The organism is Pseudoalteromonas arabiensis, from assembly GCF_001550155.1.
GTDB classification, from domain to species: domain Bacteria; phylum Pseudomonadota; class Gammaproteobacteria; order Enterobacterales; family Alteromonadaceae; genus Pseudoalteromonas; species Pseudoalteromonas arabiensis.
In genome coordinates this window covers 1-17,516 of sequence record NZ_LRUF01000023.1, presented here as the reverse complement: position 1 = coordinate 17,516, position 17,516 = coordinate 1, and the positions used below count along the sequence as shown (strand labels likewise).

Sequence of the window (17,516 nt, the reverse complement as noted above, 5' to 3'; positions counted from 1 at the left end):
GGAGTATAGGGTTTGTAGCTCTATCGAGGGTTCGAATCCCTCCTTCTCCACCATTTTATTATTAAAAACCGCTTTTAAGCGGTTTTTTTATGCCCGAAAAACTTGCACACCTCATTATATTTCATGCATGCTAAGTATCTATTTGCTACACAAAGTGATGCTATGTTTCGTTTTGTATTTGTGACTCTTGCTCTATTTGCCAGCGCCAACAGTCAAGCCACTATTTATAAGTGTATGATTGACGGGGTTGCCACCTTTACCGAGCAGCCTTGTGGTAAAGATGCAGCAATCGTGAAAATTGCACCGCCACCAGCAAGTAATCAAATCCCAGCCACAGAGCAGCCGCAAAAACCAGCGGACTTAAGTGTTGAGGATTATTTAAAAATCCAAAAAGCCGATCGCGAAATAGACCGCCTCCAATTAGAGCTCAAAGAACTACAAAAACAACAAAGTGAGCGCATCGATAAACTCAAAAATATGACGCAAGATGCGGCAAACAGATTAGGTGCAGCGTCCATTGACGATGCTATTAGCAAACAAAGCGAACGTATTAACGCTTACTATAAAAACCAAATCGCCACCCTAGAAAAGCAAGTAGCACAGCTAGAAGAAAGCAAAAAGCAGCTCAAAGAACGAGACACACAATCCTATTAGCTTAGCTTACCAAAACTGGTCAGACATGATATAACTGATTTGCTGATTAAGTTTAGGGATCAATCGTTTTGCAAATTCATACGCTCGAGGGTTATATTCAAAATATCTATTTAATTGAATATCAAGATAAATTAATGCTGCTTGATGGATGTTGCCGTGCTGATGTGAATACTGTTTTTGACTATATTACCGAGCAACTCAAGCGCCCTGTCACTGACTTAAAGCTTGTTGTGGTGACCCATATGCACCCAGATCATGCCGGTGGAGCACATGCATTAAGAAAGTTAAGCGGTGCTAAAATAGCCACGTCAAATGCCCCAGGACAATGGTATAGAGGCATTGATGGTTTCTTAATGCACTTAACCGATATCGCTTTGGCTTGGTGGGTCGCTGGTAGGTTAAATAAAAAACGTCACAACCTTTGGTACAGCCGCCATCTAGATGCTGATTATTACCTTGGGGCAGATGCAACCCTACCCGGCTTTGAGGATTGGCAAGCACTACATAGCCCAGGTCATACCGACCGAGATATTAGTCTGTACCATATTCCTAGTGAGCGAATTTATATTGCTGATTTATTGGTAAAAGTAAAAGGACAGCTCGTGCCCCCCTTTCCTGTTTTTTACCCAAAGCTGTATTTAAACTCTTTGCTGATGCTTAAAACGCTGCAACCCAAACGAATTATGTTTGCTCACAGTAACGAAGTCAGTATTGATGACATCGACTTTGAGCAAATTTTAGCGCTGGTCCCCGAAAAACCAATGACCCATTGGCGTTCAGTCAAAGCAAAGGCCAGGCAAGCCCTCAACTTAAAGCGCTTTTCACAGTCGTGATAAAAGTATCGATATCCTGCTGATCATTGTAAATATGAGCAGAGACCCTTAAGCCTAAATGACGCTCATCAACCGCAATATTCGCTGCAATAAGCGCAGCTTTAACAGCCGCTTGTTGCTCGCCAAAATGCATAATAGCCGTTCCAGAACATTTGTCAGCCTGTATTGGTGAACGCATATAATCAGCTAATTGATCATGAAACTGTGCGAGCATTGCTAAGTTATGTGCGCGTACTTTTTCAATACCAAGCTCTGCAAAATAATTAATACTATGCGAAGCCAAAATATAAGGCGCCACTGAAGGTGTACCACCCCAAAAGCGCAACGCGGTTTGATGGTAAGCAAAGTGCTTAATATCAAATTCAAACGGATTTTGATGAGAAAACCAGCCAACATCTTGTGGCTGACAAAATGAAAGCTGCTTGCTGTTAACCCACAAATAAGCAGCACCAGGCCCACCACATAGCCATTTTACACTCGAGCCCAACATAAAATCGGCATCAAGCTTAGTTAAGTCGACTTCTAAAATCCCCGCAGATTGCGCAATATCAAGTAAACTCAATGTGCTGTGTTGCTTCGCGATATTTATAATTTCGTGAATAGGCGCTTGTTGGCCCGTGTTTGAATAAACATGGCTAATAAAGACTAAATCAATCTCATTATTCGCTAAATATGACTGCCAAACCTGCGCATCGGTTAAATCTTCATGTTTACCAATAAACACAATTTCAGCACTTTCAGGTAGGGCTTTTTGCATTGCAAAACCCATACTTGGAAAGTCACTTTCGGCCATCAACACTTTGCAATTTTCTTGCTGAAGTCGCGGGTGCGACATCAAGAGCTTGGTTAAACCGCTCGATAAGTTCACTTGGGGGCAAAACAACTCTCTTTGTGAGTTAAATAATTTAGCGAGACTATTTGTAAACGCCTCAATACCTTGTAGCCACTGTTGCCATGGTTCTTTATTTTCATTTTGCCAAGCTGCAAAAAACTGCTGATGAAAATACTGCTCAGCAGATTTCAATGGTCGCCCAACAGAGTGGTTAAGCAAATAGCTGCCTTGTGGAATTACAAAATCGTCTTTGTTCATTACTTAATCCACTGTTTTAACTTAGTTAAATCATCAAACCGAGTGCGAATATCATCACGCTTTGCTGCCGCACGACGATCCCTTAACTGCTCAAGTGAGTTAAGTAGCACATGCAAAGGCGGCCCACTGGCTGTGACTTTATCCATATGTTGTTGCTGCATTTGCTGTGAAGGCTGCGCAATGTATTTACTAACCAATTGATTATGGTGGCCAATTGCAGTATCACCATGCAATTTACACACTTGAATAAACAGCTTTAAGTTAGTTTGTAACCATTCGCTATCGCGCTCAGCTTCTGCAGCTAAAAAGTCATCCATAATGCTTGTCATGCGCATGCTTTCACGCAAAATTTGCTGATCTTCAGGCATCATATACAAGAATTTATCCACCAACATTTGCGAGTAACTCGGTTCATTGGCAAAACAAAGGCCAAGTAATAAATCGATGACATTAATGCCCGCAAAATCACCGGCATTCGCACCTCGATATACCTCTTTACCTACTCGATACGGCTTGTAATATGGGCGTACACAATAAAAAAAGCGGTCTGTGTCGAGCTTGTTGTATAGCGTATTATTCGACTCAATCACATCAAGTAGCGCTTGCTTTGCTACTGCCAGTAAGTCAGCCGCGATAGGGTGCGATATACCTAACGGCTGAATTTTTAATAAAGCATCGGCCGCACGCTTATACGCTAAAATACCCTTGGTATTGTAATCAATAAAGATTTTCTCATCTTCAAGGTCAGTAAAGCGCTTATACACACCATCAACCGCTTTATTGTGCGTGGTTAAATGCGCCGTTGCAAAACGTGGGGTAACACCAATAGATGCACCAATATGCATTGCCAGCGCAGAGGCTTCTACAAGGGGTGAGCTTGTTTCACGAGAAGGCTCAGTGATCTCATGTCGACGGCATGCCGCCATATACAGACCAACATTACCCAACAAATCAAAGGCGTTGTCAAACCCTTCATCGGTATTGCCCTCTGCTAGTAAGGTGCGGATATGCTCATTACCTTCTTGCTCTAATTGACGTTTAAAGTGCTCACCGACACCCTCTACATTCGCTTTATCGTCTTGCTGCCAATATAGTTTTTCTAGTTCGCTATTGAGCTCAACAAAACGGGTGCGAAGCCAGCTATCAAATGCCTTGGTGTTCTCAGTCACAGGCTCACTCCAAAATAATTATATTGCGATAATGTTAACAGAGTTCAATGAGTGCTAATCGCCAAAATATAGACTAGAATACATCTAGATTAGTGAAAATCACTCAAATTAAAATGAAATTAGACAAAAAAGACCAACAATTACTTAATGCGCTACAAGATAATGCAAGAACTTCTGTCTCAGAGCTGGCACACTCGGTTAGCCTGTCAGATACCCCTTGCCTACGCCGCATTAAAAAACTTGAATCAGCAAATGTGATCAGTGGTTACCATGCTGCCATCAATCCTAAAGCGGTTGATTTAAATGTCTCTGTGTATGCCTTTGTTCGCTTAAACCAAAACTCAGTTGCCGCTGCTGAGCAATTTGAACAACAAGTTGAGAAGCTTGAACATGTGCTTGAGTGCTCTGTTATTTCTGGTAGTTATGATTATCTACTCAAGATTATTGCTGCTGATTTAGAAAGCTATGAAAGCTTTGTGAAACATAAATTAGGCAGTATTAACTGCATCGCTAATATCGAATCGACGGTGGTATTAAAGCAAGCATTTACCAAACGCCATTTACCGCTCGCTTGACGCAGCTTGCTTGCAAATAAAACATAACTCGATAAGCTAAAAAAAGGCTTTAAAAGGACGCTTAAAATATGAAATTCATCAACTTAGTTGCTATCTCTTTGGCCATCAGTGGACTATTTAGCAGCTCATTAATGGCGCAGCAACAAACCTGCCTTACTCAGCTTGAAGACCAAGCACTGATGATGAAAAGTAAGCGCGAAGGGTTATATAGAGAACCGCTACCTCGAACACAAAGTACTTTTAGCTTTAATACCGAGCAGGCATTTAGTGACTATTTAACCGCTGCTTATTTACAAATCAGCAGCGAAAACCCCCGCGCAAACTTGCCATGTCCTGTTTATACCGACACGTATCTACAACTGGTTGCACAAGGATCGCGACCTGAAAACGCCACTATTGCCGACTTAATAAGCCCGTTTGAACTAAAACATGACAATAGCCGCAAGGCGGTACTATTAATTCATGGTTTAACTGATTCACCCTTTACCTATCACGATCTTGCACAGGTCTATTACCAGCAAGGTTATACGGTACGCACAATTTTACTACCTGGTCATGGTACCGCTCCCGCAGCTCTGAAGGACATTGATGCCGATGACTGGCGAACAGCAAGCATCTACGCTATTGAGCGCACATTGAAAGATTTTGATCAGGTCATACTAGGAGGTTATTCAACAGGGGCGGCATTGGTGATTGATTATTTAACGCAAGGCCCTACCAATGACAAAATTTTAGCCGCTATGCTATTTTCACCAGCCACAGAACCCCATAATAAAAATGGTTGGCTAGCCAAATGGATTGATGCTATACCTTTTGTTAACTGGATTGATAAAGATGCTGATCTCGACTTCGCAAAATATGAGTCATTCCCATTTAGTGCAGCAACAGCAAGTCATCAAGCCATGAGTCGCATCAATATTGATGAACTTGCACCACGTCAATTACCAAATATCGCGTTATTCAGTACCTTTAGTGACATTGATACCACGATTGATAACCAAGTTACTTTTAAACTTCTGGCCGCTTTACATGATCCTAAAAAGCGCATAAAGAATAAATTAGATCGCCTTATTTATTATGGCGACGATAGCAATATTCCAACTAACTTTCCGACTGATTACGAAATTATCCGTGATGACTGCGACAACGAGACCTGTAAAAAGATACAAGGTATGTCACATATAGGCATCGTTAATAAACCTAGTAACCCTTATTACGGTCAGCACGCCTATTATCGTAATTGTGGTAGCTATTTAGATAATGACACCTTGTATAAAGCCTGTAAGTATCAGGAAAATATTGTTTTCGGAGAGCGCACAGAGGCCAATTTAGCAAAACATAAACCCTTTGCACGGCTTACATTTAACCCTTATTTCGATAAGCTCGCTATGCATATCAACGACTTTATCAACGATATTGAATCGGCTGCGCGATGAGTGAATTTAACCACCGCTGGTTTAATCAAATAAGCGAGATTGATGCCGCTCTTTGGCAATCATTTTTTGATGATACGCCCTTTACTGATCACACATTTCTAGCTGCCCTAGAGCAAAGTGGCTGTGTGAGTGAAGAGTCCGGCTGGCAACCCATGTACTTGGCAATTTACCAGCATGATCAAGTCGTTGCTTTACTACCAGGGTATCTAAAATATCACTCTTATGGTGAGTATGTATTTGACTGGGCTTGGGCTGAAGCCTATCAACAACATGGCCTAGATTACTACCCTAAATGGCTGTGTGGCGTGCCATTTACCCCGATTGCAGGACAAAGAATTGGTATAAATCACGATAACCCCGCTGATATCTATGCCTACATTGATGGTGTACTCACAGCAACAACAACGCAGTTAGGCTGGTCTGGGTGGCATATAAATTTTTGCCATCAACAGCAAGCTAATGCTTTGACTAGCGACACAGTAATGCAACGTCATGGCGTGCAGTTTCAGTGGTTTAATGAAGGCTATAATTGCTTTGAGGACTTTTTAGCTTCACTCACCGCAAGAAAGCGTAAGTCGCTCAAAAAAGAACGCGCTAAAATAACTGAACAGCAGATAGCCGTAGAATGGCTTGAAGGTGCTGACATCAGCAAACAGCACATGCAGCAATTTAGTCATTTTTACCGCCAAACCTATTTAAAACGCTCAGGCCACAATGGTTATTTGAACAGCGCCTTTTTCGAGTTGTTACAGCAAAACATGGCCGACAAACTGGTGTTAATGTTCGCTAAGTATCAAGGAGAGGTGATTGCTGCTACACTCAGTTTTAAAGATCAGAACTGTTTATATGGTCGATACTGGGGAACAAATTATGAGCTCGATAGTTTGCACTTTGAGCTTTGCTATTACCAAGGCATTGAGTACTGCATTACCAACAAACTTAAACAGTTTCATTCTGGCGCGCAAGGTGAGCATAAAATAAGTCGCGGTTTTAAGCCCGTAAATACTTATTCACTGCATCATATTCAGCACGGTGATTTTGCAGCAGCCATTAGTGATTTTATTATTAGAGAGCGCCAACATATGGCGCTCTATAAAGCCCAATGCGAAAGCTTACTGCCTTTTAAACAGCAATAATTGGTTATTCGCTGGCATTTGCACATCTTCAACAAGGGTTAAGCCAGCTTGCTCTGCAAGTTGGCAAATCGCTTCAAAATCACGAATGGCACTATTTGCATCTTGCTGTTTTAAAAAAGCATCAAACTCAGCATTACTGGCACTGGTATACTTACCTTGGTACTTAAATGGTCCATAAATACATAATTTACCTTTCGGCGCTAAATGCTTCGCTACACCTTGGAAAAAACGCTCCACCAGTGACCAGCTTATAATATGCATGGTATTCGCCGTAAAAATAGCATTCACTGTTTCAACAGGCCAAGGATCATTGAGGTCGAGTGTTAATGGCGCATGCAAGTTTGTCAGCGCAGCTTCCTGATGCCACTGTAAAATCCCAGGGTGATTAATCTCGCGATCACTACAATGCCACTGTAAATGTGCTAAATGCGTTGCAAAATGCACACTATGTTGCCCAGTACCAGAGCCGACCTCTAATACATCCGTCACATCCGAGAAGAACGCTCCTAATACGTTTAAAATAGGTAATTTGTTGTTTTCACAGGCTTGAGAGAAGGGTTTATCCATACAAATTAGTGCACCATGTTTGGTAATCAGTGCACAACAGTAAAGCAAAAATAACCCGTAAAGTCGCGGGTAATTTATAGCTTAAAATTATAAATTCAATACTTTCATTGGGTTAAGTACTTTTATTAAGACTGGTACAGCTTATGCTACTTATTCTATGAATTAACCAACTGGAGATACATTATGTATATTTCACCCTACACCGCTGTGGATGCAGCACTTGCCGCCAGTGAGCGAGCAGAAAGCGAAAAAGCCGCCTTAACAAGTTGTGATGACAGAGCAACTGTAATCGACCTTCTTTCTCAATGTAATAAAGAAAATGTACAGGCGCCGAAAAAACATGAAACAGACCAGATTTTTATTCTTGGCTACAATTAAACCAAAACAGTTAATCACTTCAAGCTTTATAACTCTACATAAAACTTGCACTAAAACCGATTAACTGTAATGATAACAATTATCATTACAGTTAATCGGTTTTTCTATGCGCTCTCACAATGCTATGCTCCATTATCAATGGCAAATGAAATGTGTTTGCCAAAGACCTGGGTTACACGCCCCAGCACTTGTTGCTAACTATGTTGAAGCGGGCTTAAACGTTGCACGCTATTACGAAAAGCACCACAATTTTATTTTACAAGAGCTTTATTTAAGGCGTACTTTTCATGAGCTACTTGAAAAAATATGTGATTCATTAATACATAATGCAATTCGTAAACAATGTTTAGCTCAACTTTACAAGCCGCAACTTGCACTAAAGCGTTACTACAAAACTCATAACTGTATTGAAAAGTATTTCAGTTTGGAGCGAGAAGCGTGCCTTCTCAGCCAAGAATTTAACCCGATTTAGGAGTGTTTATGAGCCAATTTAGAACCGAATCAGATAGCATGGGTGAGTTACAAGTCCCTGCCAATGCCTTGTATCAAGCTCAAACGCAACGCGCTATCAACAATTTTCAAATTAGTGGCTTAGCCATGCCTAAGCAATTTATCACCGCTCTCGCTTATATAAAACAAGCTGCTGCGCAAAGTAATGCAGCATTAGGCCATTTAAGCCAAAGCAAAGCTAAAGCCATTGAGCAAGCATGCCAAGCGATTATCGACGGTAAACATTTTTCAGAGTTTCCTGTTGATGTATTCCAAACTGGTTCTGGTACCAGCTCGAATATGAATGCCAATGAAGTAATTGCCACCCTAGCCAGTAAATTAGCAGACGAAACTATTCATCCTAATGACGATGTGAATATGGGACAAAGCTCAAATGATGTGATCCCTACGGCTATTGCAGTAAGTAGCGCCATTAATATCATTTATGAACTGTTTCCTAAACTCGATAAGCTCAGTCAAAGCCTACAAAATAAACAAGCCGAAGTGGGCCATATTGTGAAAACCGGCCGCACACACTTAATGGATGCTATGCCTGTGAGTTTTGCCCAAACACTCGCTGCATGGCAGCTACAAGTGGATCATGCAATGGCTGGCATTCGCCAAGCACTCGAACGAGTTTGTGAACTTGCGCAAGGTGGTACAGCCGTTGGTACCGGCATTAATGCCGACCCAGCCTTTGCCAGTGAATTTTGTCAGCATTTAAGTGAGAATGTAGGAATTCGCTTTAGCCCTAGCAAAAACTTTTTTTATAACATTGGTTCACAAGACGCCATCGTTGCGTTATCAGGCCAGCTCAAGGTCTTAGCAGTAGCACAAATGAAAATAGCCAATGACTTACGCTGGATGAACTCAGGCCCACTTGCAGGTCTGGGTGAAATTGAGCTTGAAGCCTTACAGCCAGGTTCTTCAATTATGCCAGGTAAAGTAAACCCTGTGATCCCAGAAGCTGCGGCTATGGTCAGCGCACAAGTAATTGGTAATGATGCCACCATAACGGTAGCTGGCCAAGCGGGTAACTTTGAGCTCAATGTGATGCTACCTGTGATTGCCTTAAATATTCTGCAAAGTATCGAACTGCTTGCCAATAGCAGTGAAGCTCTTGCAGACAAAGCGATTGCCAGCTTTACAGTAAACCAAAGCAATGTTGATAAAGCTCTCGCAAAAAACCCTATTCTGGTTACCGCGCTCAATCCGGTGATCGGCTATAGCAAAGCAGCAAAAATTGCCAAATTAGCTTACCAAGAGGGCCGTCCAATTATTGATGTTGCTGCAGAGCATACTGATATTTCGCGCGAAGAACTGAGCGAGTTACTTAACCCTGCCAAACTAACCCAAGGTGGTTTGTAATAACTACTTATTGTGGAGCGGTATAAAACTTTCATCTTACTGTAGCTCTGTAAATACAGAGCTACTTACTGAAAGCTAACGTTTTTATTGCCCCACTTTGAGCAATGTGTATGATAGTGAGTACTTATTCAACGATTTTTAGGTATGTTATGCGCTATCCTCTATTGGCTATTTTATTTCCTGTTTTACTCACTGCCTGCTCGGATGCAGTCATTAATGAGCAAGCCGAAACTACAAGCAATCGCAATAAAGTTATTGATACTCAAAAAACCGTTGAAGTAAAAAAATCAGCTGTTGATGTTAACAAAATTGCGCCAGACCAAGCCACGATTAAGTCTACACATGAACAACTAAATCAACTTATTGATGACCCTCGCTGTGATAACAGCAGCCAATGTAAAGTATTACCTGTTGGTAGCCGAGCCTGTGGTGGCCCTAGTAGCTTTATTGTTTATTCGACCAAAACAGCTGACACAGCGGAAGTTGAAAAACTTGCAAAAGACATCACAGCCCTTGAAAAACGATTTAACGCCGTGAACGACATGATGAGTATTTGTCAGCATTTAACCACGCCCAGTACGCAGTGTTCTAATAACACTTGTGTTAAAATCGATGGCTCTGCGCAAAGTGTGTACTAAGGAATAAGCAATAATGGTTCGTTCAACGTTAAAAAAACTTTTCATTACTACTGGTATATTTGCGGTAATAGCATTAACAGGTTGTGAAACAACAACATCAAGCAATTCTAGTAAGGTTGATTTAAGCGATTTAAATGAACAATTGAACGAGTTAGCGAGCAACAATAGCTGTACAGCAACTTTCCAGTGCAAGGTATTAGAAGTTGGAGAGCGAGCATGTGGAGGGCCAAGCCGCTACGTTGTTTATTCAACCTTAAACACAGCGCAAGAACAGGCTGAGCAACTTGCCGAACGAATTACAATGGCAGAAAAAGACGCTGAACAGTCTTTAACTGTGAATGATTGCTCGCCTGTATTGCCTGTACAGTCGCTGTGTATTTCACAGCACTGCCAAGCCATCGAGATTAAGTAAATAATGCAATAAGGCCGGATATTATCACCACACTGATGATGCAAATACCGGCCTTATAAATGTATTTTATGTGCATCGTGTTATGCACCCAGTAAGCGTAAATGTAACGTACAAAGTAACTTGCCGCGGTGCCAAATAATGCAAAAATAACTAAATAAGCAAGTAAAATAATATCCACAGTTATGCCACTTCGTTAAAACATCTTTTCTCAGTGTAAGGGCTTAAAGAAGTAAAGGCAAAACCTTAGCTTTTTTTACTGTGTGCAATCAGTAACTCAGCAACTTGTTGTTTCACTGCGCGCTTATCATCAGCAGCAACTCCAAACCGCTCTGCTAATAAGGCAATCTCTTCATCATTTAAGTTAAACGATAAACGCTGTCTGGTTTTTTTCGATTTAACATCCAGTTCCAAAATCTTACGGATCATATCTGATGGGGTAAGCTCTTGGTCAATGGCTTGCTTTTTTATTGATTTTTGCACTTCAGAGCTTAAATCAAACGCCATTTGCGTGGCTCTAACTGCTTGCTCCTGACGCTGCCACTTGGCTTTTGCATCACTCACTTGGCATCCCCAGGAAATAAATCAACAATATCACTTATGGGTCTGGTTAACGTCAGTGATACTTCTGTTTCACCCCCTTCCCAAACCTCAATATTTAAACCATGTGATTCATCGTCTGAGCTTAAACAGATCATTTCACACGGCTCTCCGCCTTCGTCTTCATAACGAGGTAAAGGCTTATTGCGGTAGTCCTTATTATGGAAATAACATACATAAGGTGCTTCTGTTTGTTTGTAGCTTGATGCTAAAAAGTGACTAAAACGCTCTGGGCTATTTTGCACATTAATTGCCGTTAATTCGTCTTCATCAAAAATACGAGCGAACTCATCAAGAGTAAAAATCTCATCAACATCATCGCGTTGAATTTTAATCGCAAAGTTTGCCCATTGCTCACCATCATCAGACTCAATTTGCAAAAACACCACTTGGCCTGACTCGCTTTCAAGTACCAACTCGTATTCTGCACTACGTTGATATTGATAAGTTTGTACATCAACAACACGTAATGTTTGCCCCTTTAGCCAGCTCGGATAAGCAAATGAATCTATGACGCTTAACATATCACCAACTTGCAATTGGCTAGGCTCAGTGAGTTGACGCTCCGGTGTTTTTTTAGATTTGAAAAAGTTAAACATTGGCTGACTCCTTGTTGAAGCAAAAAAGGTAACCCAGTGCATGGGTTACCTTTTGTCTTTCCGTTAACTGATTAGCTATTTTGTTTTGCTTTAATACGCGCCAAAATATCTGCGCTTTTAGGGTTGGTATCACCAATGCCCGCTTCAGCCATTTTCGCTTTTAAATCATCGCCGTTAGTATCTGCTTCTAATTGCTTAGCCGCACCTAACTGGTCTTGACGGTCTTGTTGACGCTGCTTAATACGCTCTAATGACTCACGTGCAGATGTCATTGATGAACTATTTGTATTAAGTGTGCTGTTTACAGCCATCGTTGCCTGTTGCACGCTTTCAGTCGTTTTAACCATTGTTAATTGGCGCTGATTTTCTTTAATCGACTTTTCCGCATCTTTAACTTGTTGCTTTAGTTGCACGATGTGGTTACTAAAGCCAGCTAACACTTCTTCGTTTTCAGCTTTCTCAGCTTCAAAATCACCAATTTTTTCCGCGATTTCTAATGCTAACGCTTCGTTACCTTTTTCAAGTGCTTGACCTGCATACGCTTCGTGCTCTGCAATTGATGCGTCTAATGCGCTAATTTTACGCTTTGTTTGCATCTCTTTTGCCATTACTTCAGTCAGGCTTTTCTTAGCGCGTTGTAGGGCATTTTGTGCATCAGCAATTTCTTGTTCAAAAATACGGATACCGTTTGCATCAACAATTGCTTGCCCTGCTTCACGAGCGCCACCACGCACAGCTGTAAATAGTTTCTTTAAAATACTCATAATCTTAACTCCAGAAATTGCTAATTAATCGTTTAAATAAATGGTCACGGCTTCAAGTGCATCAATCGCATTGTCTGCCAGTGTTACCAACTCATGGGTAATATCATCAAACGATGAATTAACCGATAGTGCGCCAAAAATAGCGTATTTATCATCAATTTTTGCAAATGCGCTCAATGGAATTGGTACATTTAAACGTAGTAACGTTTCGTTTAACTCATTACGCATATCTGCTTGCACTTCGTTTTCGGCAAACAGGTAGCTAATACATAGTAATTGCTCTTCTGTTTGAGTAACAAAGATAGGTAACTCATCATTCCCATCGACGATAACTTGTAACACATCTTGCTCACCAGGGTTGGCAATCAAGAAAGACTCAAAGCTCACACCTTCGGTTTCAAAAGACGCTAATTTGATTGATAGTTCATTTAATTCCATGTCTCACCTTTTACGTTTTGACATATTATGTCTTGAGTTAAGATTTGCACAGTTGACATATTATGTCAACTGTAAAATATCAATTTTTATACAATTCAGTTTCAACTTGCCATGCTTGGCGGTAATAATCATACAAGATCCCAGAACCTAATCTATTGACTTCAATCGTATTTATTTGTTCAAAATAATGATTCGGAAACACAAAAGAAGCCAATAAATATTCTTTGCTTACCCAACGAGATGGCACGGGTAATTCGTTAGTTTCACGAATTCGTTGGCTTGCTGATTTACCGGCCGTCGTCGCGATTGTCCAACCCCACTGACCAAATGAAGGGATATTTTGTTGGTATTGCTCAACATAACCAAAGCCTGCGGCTTTCATTGTTTTAGCGATACTCAAAAAGGCTTTCTTTGCATGATAAGGCGATGTTGATTGCACGGCCACAGCCCCATCAGACGCGAGCAACTGACGCACATGATTATAAAAATAGTCACTGTACATCTTGTTGAGATCGGGGTGATTAGGGTCTGGTAAATCAATTAAAATAGTGTCAAAACGCTCACCTTTTGCCAGCATAGCTTCGACTTCTAAAAAGGCATCAGCAGTGCGTATTTCAGCGCGAGGATCACTCATAGAGTGATTATTAAGGGTTGTTAAGCGTGTTCTGATCTTTTCTGGCGCATCATAGTCGCCCACATCATTACCAAATAAGTTTAACAGTTGACCATCTAAATCAACCAAGGTGACATGCTTTACTGGCCACTTCAAAACATCACGCAATGCAAGCCCGTCACCACCACCGATGATCAATACGCGGTCGTGACGATTTGAGGCGAGCATTGCAGGATAGACAAGCATTGAATGATAAATTTGTTCATCCACACTTGAGAACTGTAAACGACCATTGAGATAAAGGTCGGTAATTGCATTCGGCTGATTACGGCTCAAACGCTCGGTTAACACCAAGTGCTGATACTTAGTAGCTTGCGAGTAAATGACTTTATCTTTATATAAAACATTACTGAGGTTTTTCATCCAGCTAGTGCCAAGTACAAGCACAAATGCAAAAAACACCAACAACAGGACATGGCAAACTAACAGTAGCTTAGCAAAACGAACATGTTGATGATAGCGCCATAAAAATACCAGACCGGCAATAATATTAAACAATGCCGTCCAAGCCGCAGCTTGCATAATTGGCATCGCGAGCATGATGCTCACCCAAATCGCAGCACCAACACCAGCACCGATATAATCCGCCCCGTAGATGGTGCCTGCATTATTTTCTAAAAAGCGGCCATACACTTGCTGGCGAATACGCGCAATCAGCGGGATCTCCATACCGATTAATAGCCCAAGTAATAGACCAAACACATAAGGTAAGAAACGTGACCATTCTTGTAGCTTCTCGAATACATAACCATTGAGTACTGTGTCCGCCGGCAGGTTAAAAATTTCGGAGAAGATATGCGGCAATGAATAACTCACAGCGATAATGCTAGCAATCGCTAAAATACAGCCCATGCCAACCAAAGCAATAAGACTCTCCAGCCAAGCAAAAGCAGTAAATGCATCTTTAAACCAGCGAGCTAAAAATGCACCTATCCCCATTGCCACAATCATGGTGCCGATCATGGCATAAATAGCGCTCTCAACTGAACCTAACACTCGGCCTGCGTAATGAGAGAGAAGGTATTCATAAATAAGGCCGCACCCAGCGAGTACGGCCATCACAGTAATTAATAAAAAATCATGCCCAAGCAGATTCGCTCTACTTGGGGCGGTAGTTGTAGTAGACACTTAATTAGGCACCTAGTAAGGTTGCCATGGTCGAACCAACCGCAAATGAAACCGCTGCAGAGATAGCAGCTACACCCACGTTCTTCTGGCGATTTACTTCATCTGAAATATCACAACCAGATAAGATGATTTTAATAGTCACTAAATGCAGTAAAATGAAGGCAACTAAACTCACTGCTGCGCTCAATGCCCAGTAACCTAAACTAGCTACAATGTTGTCAGCCGCATAAGGAGCAATACCCGAAGCAGCGGTCAATGCCAGTGAACTACCTACTAAAAAGCCAGCATAACGAATACCCACCGCTAAGTTGCCGTCAATAACCGCTTGTTGTAGGCAATCACCACTGCGATTAGTACGCTTGAATAACTGCACTCGATATTGGCTGATCAGTAGCATCGCAATGCTGCCAATTGCAAAGGCCGCGATCACGATTGGAATACCATGCCAGCCTTCGGTCGCCACCCAAAATAAGGCTGAACGAATAACGATAGCCACACTCACTACATGGCCAAAATCAATGAGTGCAGCCGTTGCATTGCCTTTTACAATTTCATCATGCAAGCTAACTTTGCGAAGCGCCACTTTATCTTGGAAGAAATGACCTAGCTTGATAAGCACAATCGCCATCACCCCATAACCTAACATTTGCAATGCTTCTTGTTGTAAGCTTGAGGCAAATGCGCCACTACTGACACCGCTAAGAACAATCGCAAGTGCCACAAGACCTGCGGCAAAGCTAATACCAAATGCAAAGTTATCACGCTCAGTAATTTCATCATTGGCGTGTAAATTAGACACCCAACCTTTAATAAATTTTAAGCTTACAAATAAAGCGATAATGATTGCAAAGTCGATCGCTATAGCTTGCAACGACCAAGTTGTTATTCCATTAAATTCATACATGTGTTGTAACTCCGGTGGTTATTCTTTTCACTACTTACCGCGGCTGATGCCACGTGATGTTCTGCTCGAGCTGTTACGTAATGACCCAGAGCTTTTACTGTAACTACTGCTAGAAGCATAGCTACTACGTGTGCGTGGCGGTGTATAACTGCTACGGCTTAACCCTGATGCGCCACTGCGCTTAGTGGCATATGGGCTAGTGAATTGTTTACCTTGGCGTTGGTAAGACTGACGAGTACGCGTCTCAACCGTTTGTTGTGCCTTAATCTGTTTTGGACTCGAGTAACGGTAACGACCGTAGTCATTGTAATAACTGTATTTTCTGTGCCGGCTCCAGCGACCATATTCAACTCGGTCAAATACATCACCTAACATACGGTACATACCATACCAAACCCAAAAGCTGGTGCCGCTACTATTTGTTTGCCATTGACCATAGTTAGGGTTACCCACTAATTGATTACCGACACTTTCACCTTCAGCTGCTCCGCTAATTGCCCCAACGCGAGCAAGTGTGCCATTCGACATATCTGCAAGCATATTGATGGGATCAGTGAGTGCATCTTGAAATAATGACGGTTTTGCTGCATCACGAATTAAATCAAGTTGATGGAGCGTATCTTCATAAGGGGGAATTAAGTTTGTAGACTTTACGTCGGCTAAGCGCTGTGTAAGGCCTGAGTAGATAGCACCTTCACGAGTCGCATCAAGGCTAATTACACGGGCGATCTCAGACAGTTGCGGTTGTTGCTCAGCTAAAACCTTTCCGTATTGCTTTAGTATTGTCGCATTGCGAAGTGAGCCATTATCAAGCGCAGTACCTAACTGGCTCAACTCGACTTCAGCTTTTTCTATAGATTGTTGAATTGTTTGTTTTAACTGCTCTTCTTTAGACTGACAGCCCATAAGCAAGCTTATCAAACAAAACAGGCTTATAAGTTTCCAAGCTTTAATTTGAGACATTCATGTCACCTGATTGAGGTTTAAAAATCCCAAATAGTTTTACATAGCTCAGGTACTAAACCAAGATTAAAATTGCAACAAAGAGTAAATATAGTGGAAATTCGTTAGGTTGTAGAGTGAGTGATAATCAAATATACAATCACGCCTACGCTTTGGCATTTTGATAGTAAGTAGCAGCAGGTTTGTCCTGCGCCATGGGGTGTCTGTTCGCGGATAAAGCGTGATGTAAAATCGCGCCACATACGAAAAAACCCGTTGCATTGCTGCAACGGGTTTCTCTAATTAGGAGCCATGGTGCGCTACGCAGTAGGATGTCCTACTTTCACATGGCGAATGCCACACTACGCCTACAAGGATAGAAGTAGTAGGGTCTTGGTTGGGTGTTTTATTTTTCTACAGGCAACAAAAAACCCGACTCTTTCGAATCGGGTTTCTCTAATTAGGAGCCTGGCGATGTCCTACTTTCACATGGCAAATGCCACACTATCATCGGCGCTGTTTCGTTTCACTACTGAGTTCGGCATGGGGTCAGGTGGGTCCAAAACGCTATTGTCACCAAGCATATTCTGGTCGTTAATCGCACTCGCAATTAACTAAAATTCGGAAATCTGATAATCGTAAATCTACTTTAGTATACTAACTTCTGTCTGTTACGCTGTCATAAAACGCGTTTGGCGTTGTATGGTTAAGCCTCACGGGTAATTA

21 protein-coding genes, 1 tRNA gene and 1 rRNA gene (1 of these 23 running past the window's edge) are annotated in these 17,516 nt (G+C 41.7%); 11 read left to right on the top strand and 12 right to left on the bottom strand.

Features of this window, described 5'->3' with window-relative positions:
• The 3 genes from PAARA_RS20665 to PAARA_RS12885 all read left to right on the top strand — a co-directional run.
• Positions 1-53, top strand: a tRNA-Ser gene (locus PAARA_RS20665) (it extends 199 nt beyond the left edge of the window).
• A gap of 109 nt (positions 54-162) precedes the next feature.
• Positions 163-654: a DUF4124 domain-containing protein gene (locus tag PAARA_RS12890; protein ID WP_062569439.1), complete on the top strand. Its 492-nt coding sequence runs from the start codon at positions 163-165 to the stop codon at positions 652-654.
• Positions 655-722: 68 nt separating this feature from the next.
• Complete coding sequence (locus tag PAARA_RS12885; protein ID WP_062569438.1) at positions 723-1,487, top strand: MBL fold metallo-hydrolase; 765 nt, start codon at positions 723-725, stop codon at positions 1,485-1,487.
• On the opposite strand, the gene PAARA_RS12880 is transcribed toward PAARA_RS12885, so the two are convergent.
• Both PAARA_RS12880 and PAARA_RS12875 read right to left on the bottom strand, forming a co-directional pair.
• On the bottom strand, positions 1,459-2,577 hold the full coding sequence (locus tag PAARA_RS12880; protein ID WP_062569437.1) for an aminotransferase class V-fold PLP-dependent enzyme: 1,119 nt from the start codon (positions 2,575-2,577) through the stop codon (positions 1,459-1,461). The genes PAARA_RS12885 and PAARA_RS12880 overlap by 29 nt on opposite strands.
• Entirely contained in the window at positions 2,577-3,746 is a 1,170-nt protein-coding gene (locus tag PAARA_RS12875; RefSeq protein WP_062569436.1) for a PrnB family protein, read from the bottom strand. The genes PAARA_RS12880 and PAARA_RS12875 overlap by 1 nt, the downstream gene beginning before the upstream one ends.
• Positions 3,747-3,859: 113 nt before the next feature.
• Here PAARA_RS12875 and PAARA_RS12870 point away from each other — a divergent pair, with 113 nt between their 5' ends.
• From PAARA_RS12870 to PAARA_RS12860, 3 genes are all read left to right on the top strand, one after another.
• Entirely contained in the window at positions 3,860-4,321 is a 462-nt protein-coding gene (locus tag PAARA_RS12870; protein ID WP_062569435.1) for an Lrp/AsnC family transcriptional regulator, read from the top strand.
• A 68-nt stretch (positions 4,322-4,389) separates the two neighbouring features.
• Complete coding sequence (locus PAARA_RS12865) at positions 4,390-5,757, top strand: alpha/beta hydrolase (protein ID WP_062569434.1); 1,368 nt, start codon at positions 4,390-4,392, stop codon at positions 5,755-5,757.
• A complete protein-coding gene (locus PAARA_RS12860; RefSeq protein WP_062569433.1) occupies positions 5,754-6,893 on the top strand; it encodes a GNAT family N-acetyltransferase in 1,140 nt (379 codons plus the stop codon). The genes PAARA_RS12865 and PAARA_RS12860 overlap by 4 nt, the downstream gene beginning before the upstream one ends.
• On the opposite strand, the gene PAARA_RS12855 is transcribed toward PAARA_RS12860, so the two are convergent.
• A complete protein-coding gene (locus PAARA_RS12855; RefSeq protein ID WP_062569432.1) occupies positions 6,870-7,460 on the bottom strand; it encodes a DUF938 domain-containing protein in 591 nt (196 codons plus the stop codon). The two genes, PAARA_RS12860 and PAARA_RS12855, sit on opposite strands and share 24 nt — an antisense overlap.
• A gap of 183 nt (positions 7,461-7,643) precedes the next feature.
• Between PAARA_RS12855 and PAARA_RS12850 the strand changes: the two genes are divergently transcribed.
• The 5 genes from PAARA_RS12850 (at position 7,644) to PAARA_RS12830 (ending at position 10,745) form a co-directional block, all read left to right on the top strand.
• Positions 7,644-7,838, top strand: coding sequence for a hypothetical protein (locus PAARA_RS12850; protein ID WP_054554610.1), 195 nt, complete (start codon positions 7,644-7,646; stop codon positions 7,836-7,838).
• Positions 7,839-7,944: 106 nt separating this feature from the next.
• Complete coding sequence (locus PAARA_RS12845) at positions 7,945-8,310, top strand: hypothetical protein (protein ID WP_062569431.1); 366 nt, start codon at positions 7,945-7,947, stop codon at positions 8,308-8,310.
• Positions 8,311-8,318: 8 nt separating this feature from the next.
• Positions 8,319-9,695 carry a class II fumarate hydratase gene (locus PAARA_RS12840; RefSeq protein WP_062569430.1) on the top strand — a complete coding sequence of 459 codons (1,377 nt, stop codon included), beginning with the start codon at positions 8,319-8,321 and terminating at the stop codon, positions 9,693-9,695.
• 149 nt (positions 9,696-9,844) lie between these two features.
• Positions 9,845-10,333, top strand: a complete 489-nt coding sequence (locus tag PAARA_RS12835; protein ID WP_062569429.1) for a hypothetical protein — start codon at positions 9,845-9,847, stop codon at positions 10,331-10,333.
• A gap of 13 nt (positions 10,334-10,346) precedes the next feature.
• On the top strand, positions 10,347-10,745 hold the full coding sequence (locus PAARA_RS12830) for a hypothetical protein (RefSeq protein WP_062569428.1): 399 nt from the start codon (positions 10,347-10,349) through the stop codon (positions 10,743-10,745).
• Here PAARA_RS12830 and PAARA_RS20815 read toward each other — a convergent pair.
• From PAARA_RS20815 to rrf, 9 genes are all read right to left on the bottom strand, one after another.
• Entirely contained in the window at positions 10,738-10,923 is a 186-nt protein-coding gene (locus tag PAARA_RS20815) for a hypothetical protein (protein WP_062569427.1), read from the bottom strand. The genes PAARA_RS12830 and PAARA_RS20815 overlap by 8 nt on opposite strands.
• 65 nt (positions 10,924-10,988) lie before the next feature.
• On the bottom strand, positions 10,989-11,306 hold the full coding sequence (locus PAARA_RS12820) for a hypothetical protein (RefSeq protein ID WP_062569426.1): 318 nt from the start codon (positions 11,304-11,306) through the stop codon (positions 10,989-10,991).
• Complete coding sequence (locus tag PAARA_RS12815) at positions 11,303-11,941, bottom strand: hypothetical protein (protein WP_062569425.1); 639 nt, start codon at positions 11,939-11,941, stop codon at positions 11,303-11,305. Before PAARA_RS12815 ends, PAARA_RS12820 begins: the two co-directional genes overlap by 4 nt.
• Positions 11,942-12,012: 71 nt before the next feature.
• Positions 12,013-12,705: a PspA/IM30 family protein gene (locus PAARA_RS12810; RefSeq protein WP_062569424.1), complete on the bottom strand. Its 693-nt coding sequence runs from the start codon at positions 12,703-12,705 to the stop codon at positions 12,013-12,015.
• Between the two features lie 24 nt (positions 12,706-12,729).
• Positions 12,730-13,143 (bottom strand): YjfI family protein, encoded by a 414-nt coding sequence (locus PAARA_RS12805; protein ID WP_062569423.1) that lies wholly within the window; start codon positions 13,141-13,143, stop codon positions 12,730-12,732.
• A gap of 79 nt (positions 13,144-13,222) precedes the next feature.
• Positions 13,223-14,875 (bottom strand): polyamine aminopropyltransferase, encoded by a 1,653-nt coding sequence (locus tag PAARA_RS12800; protein ID WP_420806958.1) that lies wholly within the window; start codon positions 14,873-14,875, stop codon positions 13,223-13,225.
• 73 nt (positions 14,876-14,948) lie between these two features.
• Positions 14,949-15,848, bottom strand: a complete 900-nt coding sequence (locus PAARA_RS12795) for a DUF350 domain-containing protein (RefSeq protein WP_062569421.1) — start codon at positions 15,846-15,848, stop codon at positions 14,949-14,951.
• A gap of 30 nt (positions 15,849-15,878) precedes the next feature.
• Entirely contained in the window at positions 15,879-16,811 is a 933-nt protein-coding gene (locus PAARA_RS12790; protein ID WP_062569420.1) for a hypothetical protein, read from the bottom strand.
• A gap of 445 nt (positions 16,812-17,256) precedes the next feature.
• Positions 17,257-17,371: ribosomal RNA gene (gene rrf / locus PAARA_RS12785) — 5S ribosomal RNA — on the bottom strand.
• Positions 17,372-17,516 lie beyond the last annotated feature (145 nt).

Excerpts from the sequence above, each read along its gene's own strand:
- PAARA_RS12845 (WP_062569431.1), top strand. The coding sequence starts at position 7,945 with ATGCGCTCTCACAATGCTATGCTCCATTATCAATGGCAAATGAAATGT.
- PAARA_RS12880 (WP_062569437.1), bottom strand. The coding sequence starts at position 2,577 with ATGAACAAAGACGATTTTGTAATTCCACAAGGCAGCTATTTGCTTAAC.
- PAARA_RS12790 (WP_062569420.1), bottom strand. The coding sequence starts at position 16,811 with ATGTCTCAAATTAAAGCTTGGAAACTTATAAGCCTGTTTTGTTTGATA.
- PAARA_RS12860 (WP_062569433.1), top strand. The coding sequence starts at position 5,754 with ATGAGTGAATTTAACCACCGCTGGTTTAATCAAATAAGCGAGATTGAT.
- PAARA_RS12795 (WP_062569421.1), bottom strand. The coding sequence starts at position 15,848 with ATGTATGAATTTAATGGAATAACAACTTGGTCGTTGCAAGCTATAGCG.
- PAARA_RS12830 (WP_062569428.1), top strand. The coding sequence starts at position 10,347 with ATGGTTCGTTCAACGTTAAAAAAACTTTTCATTACTACTGGTATATTT.
- PAARA_RS12810 (WP_062569424.1), bottom strand. The coding sequence starts at position 12,705 with ATGAGTATTTTAAAGAAACTATTTACAGCTGTGCGTGGTGGCGCTCGT.
- PAARA_RS12800 (WP_420806958.1), bottom strand. The coding sequence starts at position 14,875 with ATGGCCGTACTCGCTGGGTGCGGCCTTATTTATGAATACCTTCTCTCT.
- PAARA_RS12805 (WP_062569423.1), bottom strand. The coding sequence starts at position 13,143 with ATGGAATTAAATGAACTATCAATCAAATTAGCGTCTTTTGAAACCGAA.
- PAARA_RS12840 (WP_062569430.1), top strand. The coding sequence starts at position 8,319 with ATGAGCCAATTTAGAACCGAATCAGATAGCATGGGTGAGTTACAAGTC.
- PAARA_RS12865 (WP_062569434.1), top strand. The coding sequence starts at position 4,390 with ATGAAATTCATCAACTTAGTTGCTATCTCTTTGGCCATCAGTGGACTA.
- PAARA_RS12850 (WP_054554610.1), top strand. The coding sequence starts at position 7,644 with ATGTATATTTCACCCTACACCGCTGTGGATGCAGCACTTGCCGCCAGT.
- PAARA_RS12815 (WP_062569425.1), bottom strand. The coding sequence starts at position 11,941 with ATGTTTAACTTTTTCAAATCTAAAAAAACACCGGAGCGTCAACTCACT.
- PAARA_RS12855 (WP_062569432.1), bottom strand. The coding sequence starts at position 7,460 with ATGGATAAACCCTTCTCTCAAGCCTGTGAAAACAACAAATTACCTATT.
- PAARA_RS12835 (WP_062569429.1), top strand. The coding sequence starts at position 9,845 with ATGCGCTATCCTCTATTGGCTATTTTATTTCCTGTTTTACTCACTGCC.
- PAARA_RS12870 (WP_062569435.1), top strand. The coding sequence starts at position 3,860 with ATGAAATTAGACAAAAAAGACCAACAATTACTTAATGCGCTACAAGAT.
- PAARA_RS12890 (WP_062569439.1), top strand. The coding sequence starts at position 163 with ATGTTTCGTTTTGTATTTGTGACTCTTGCTCTATTTGCCAGCGCCAAC.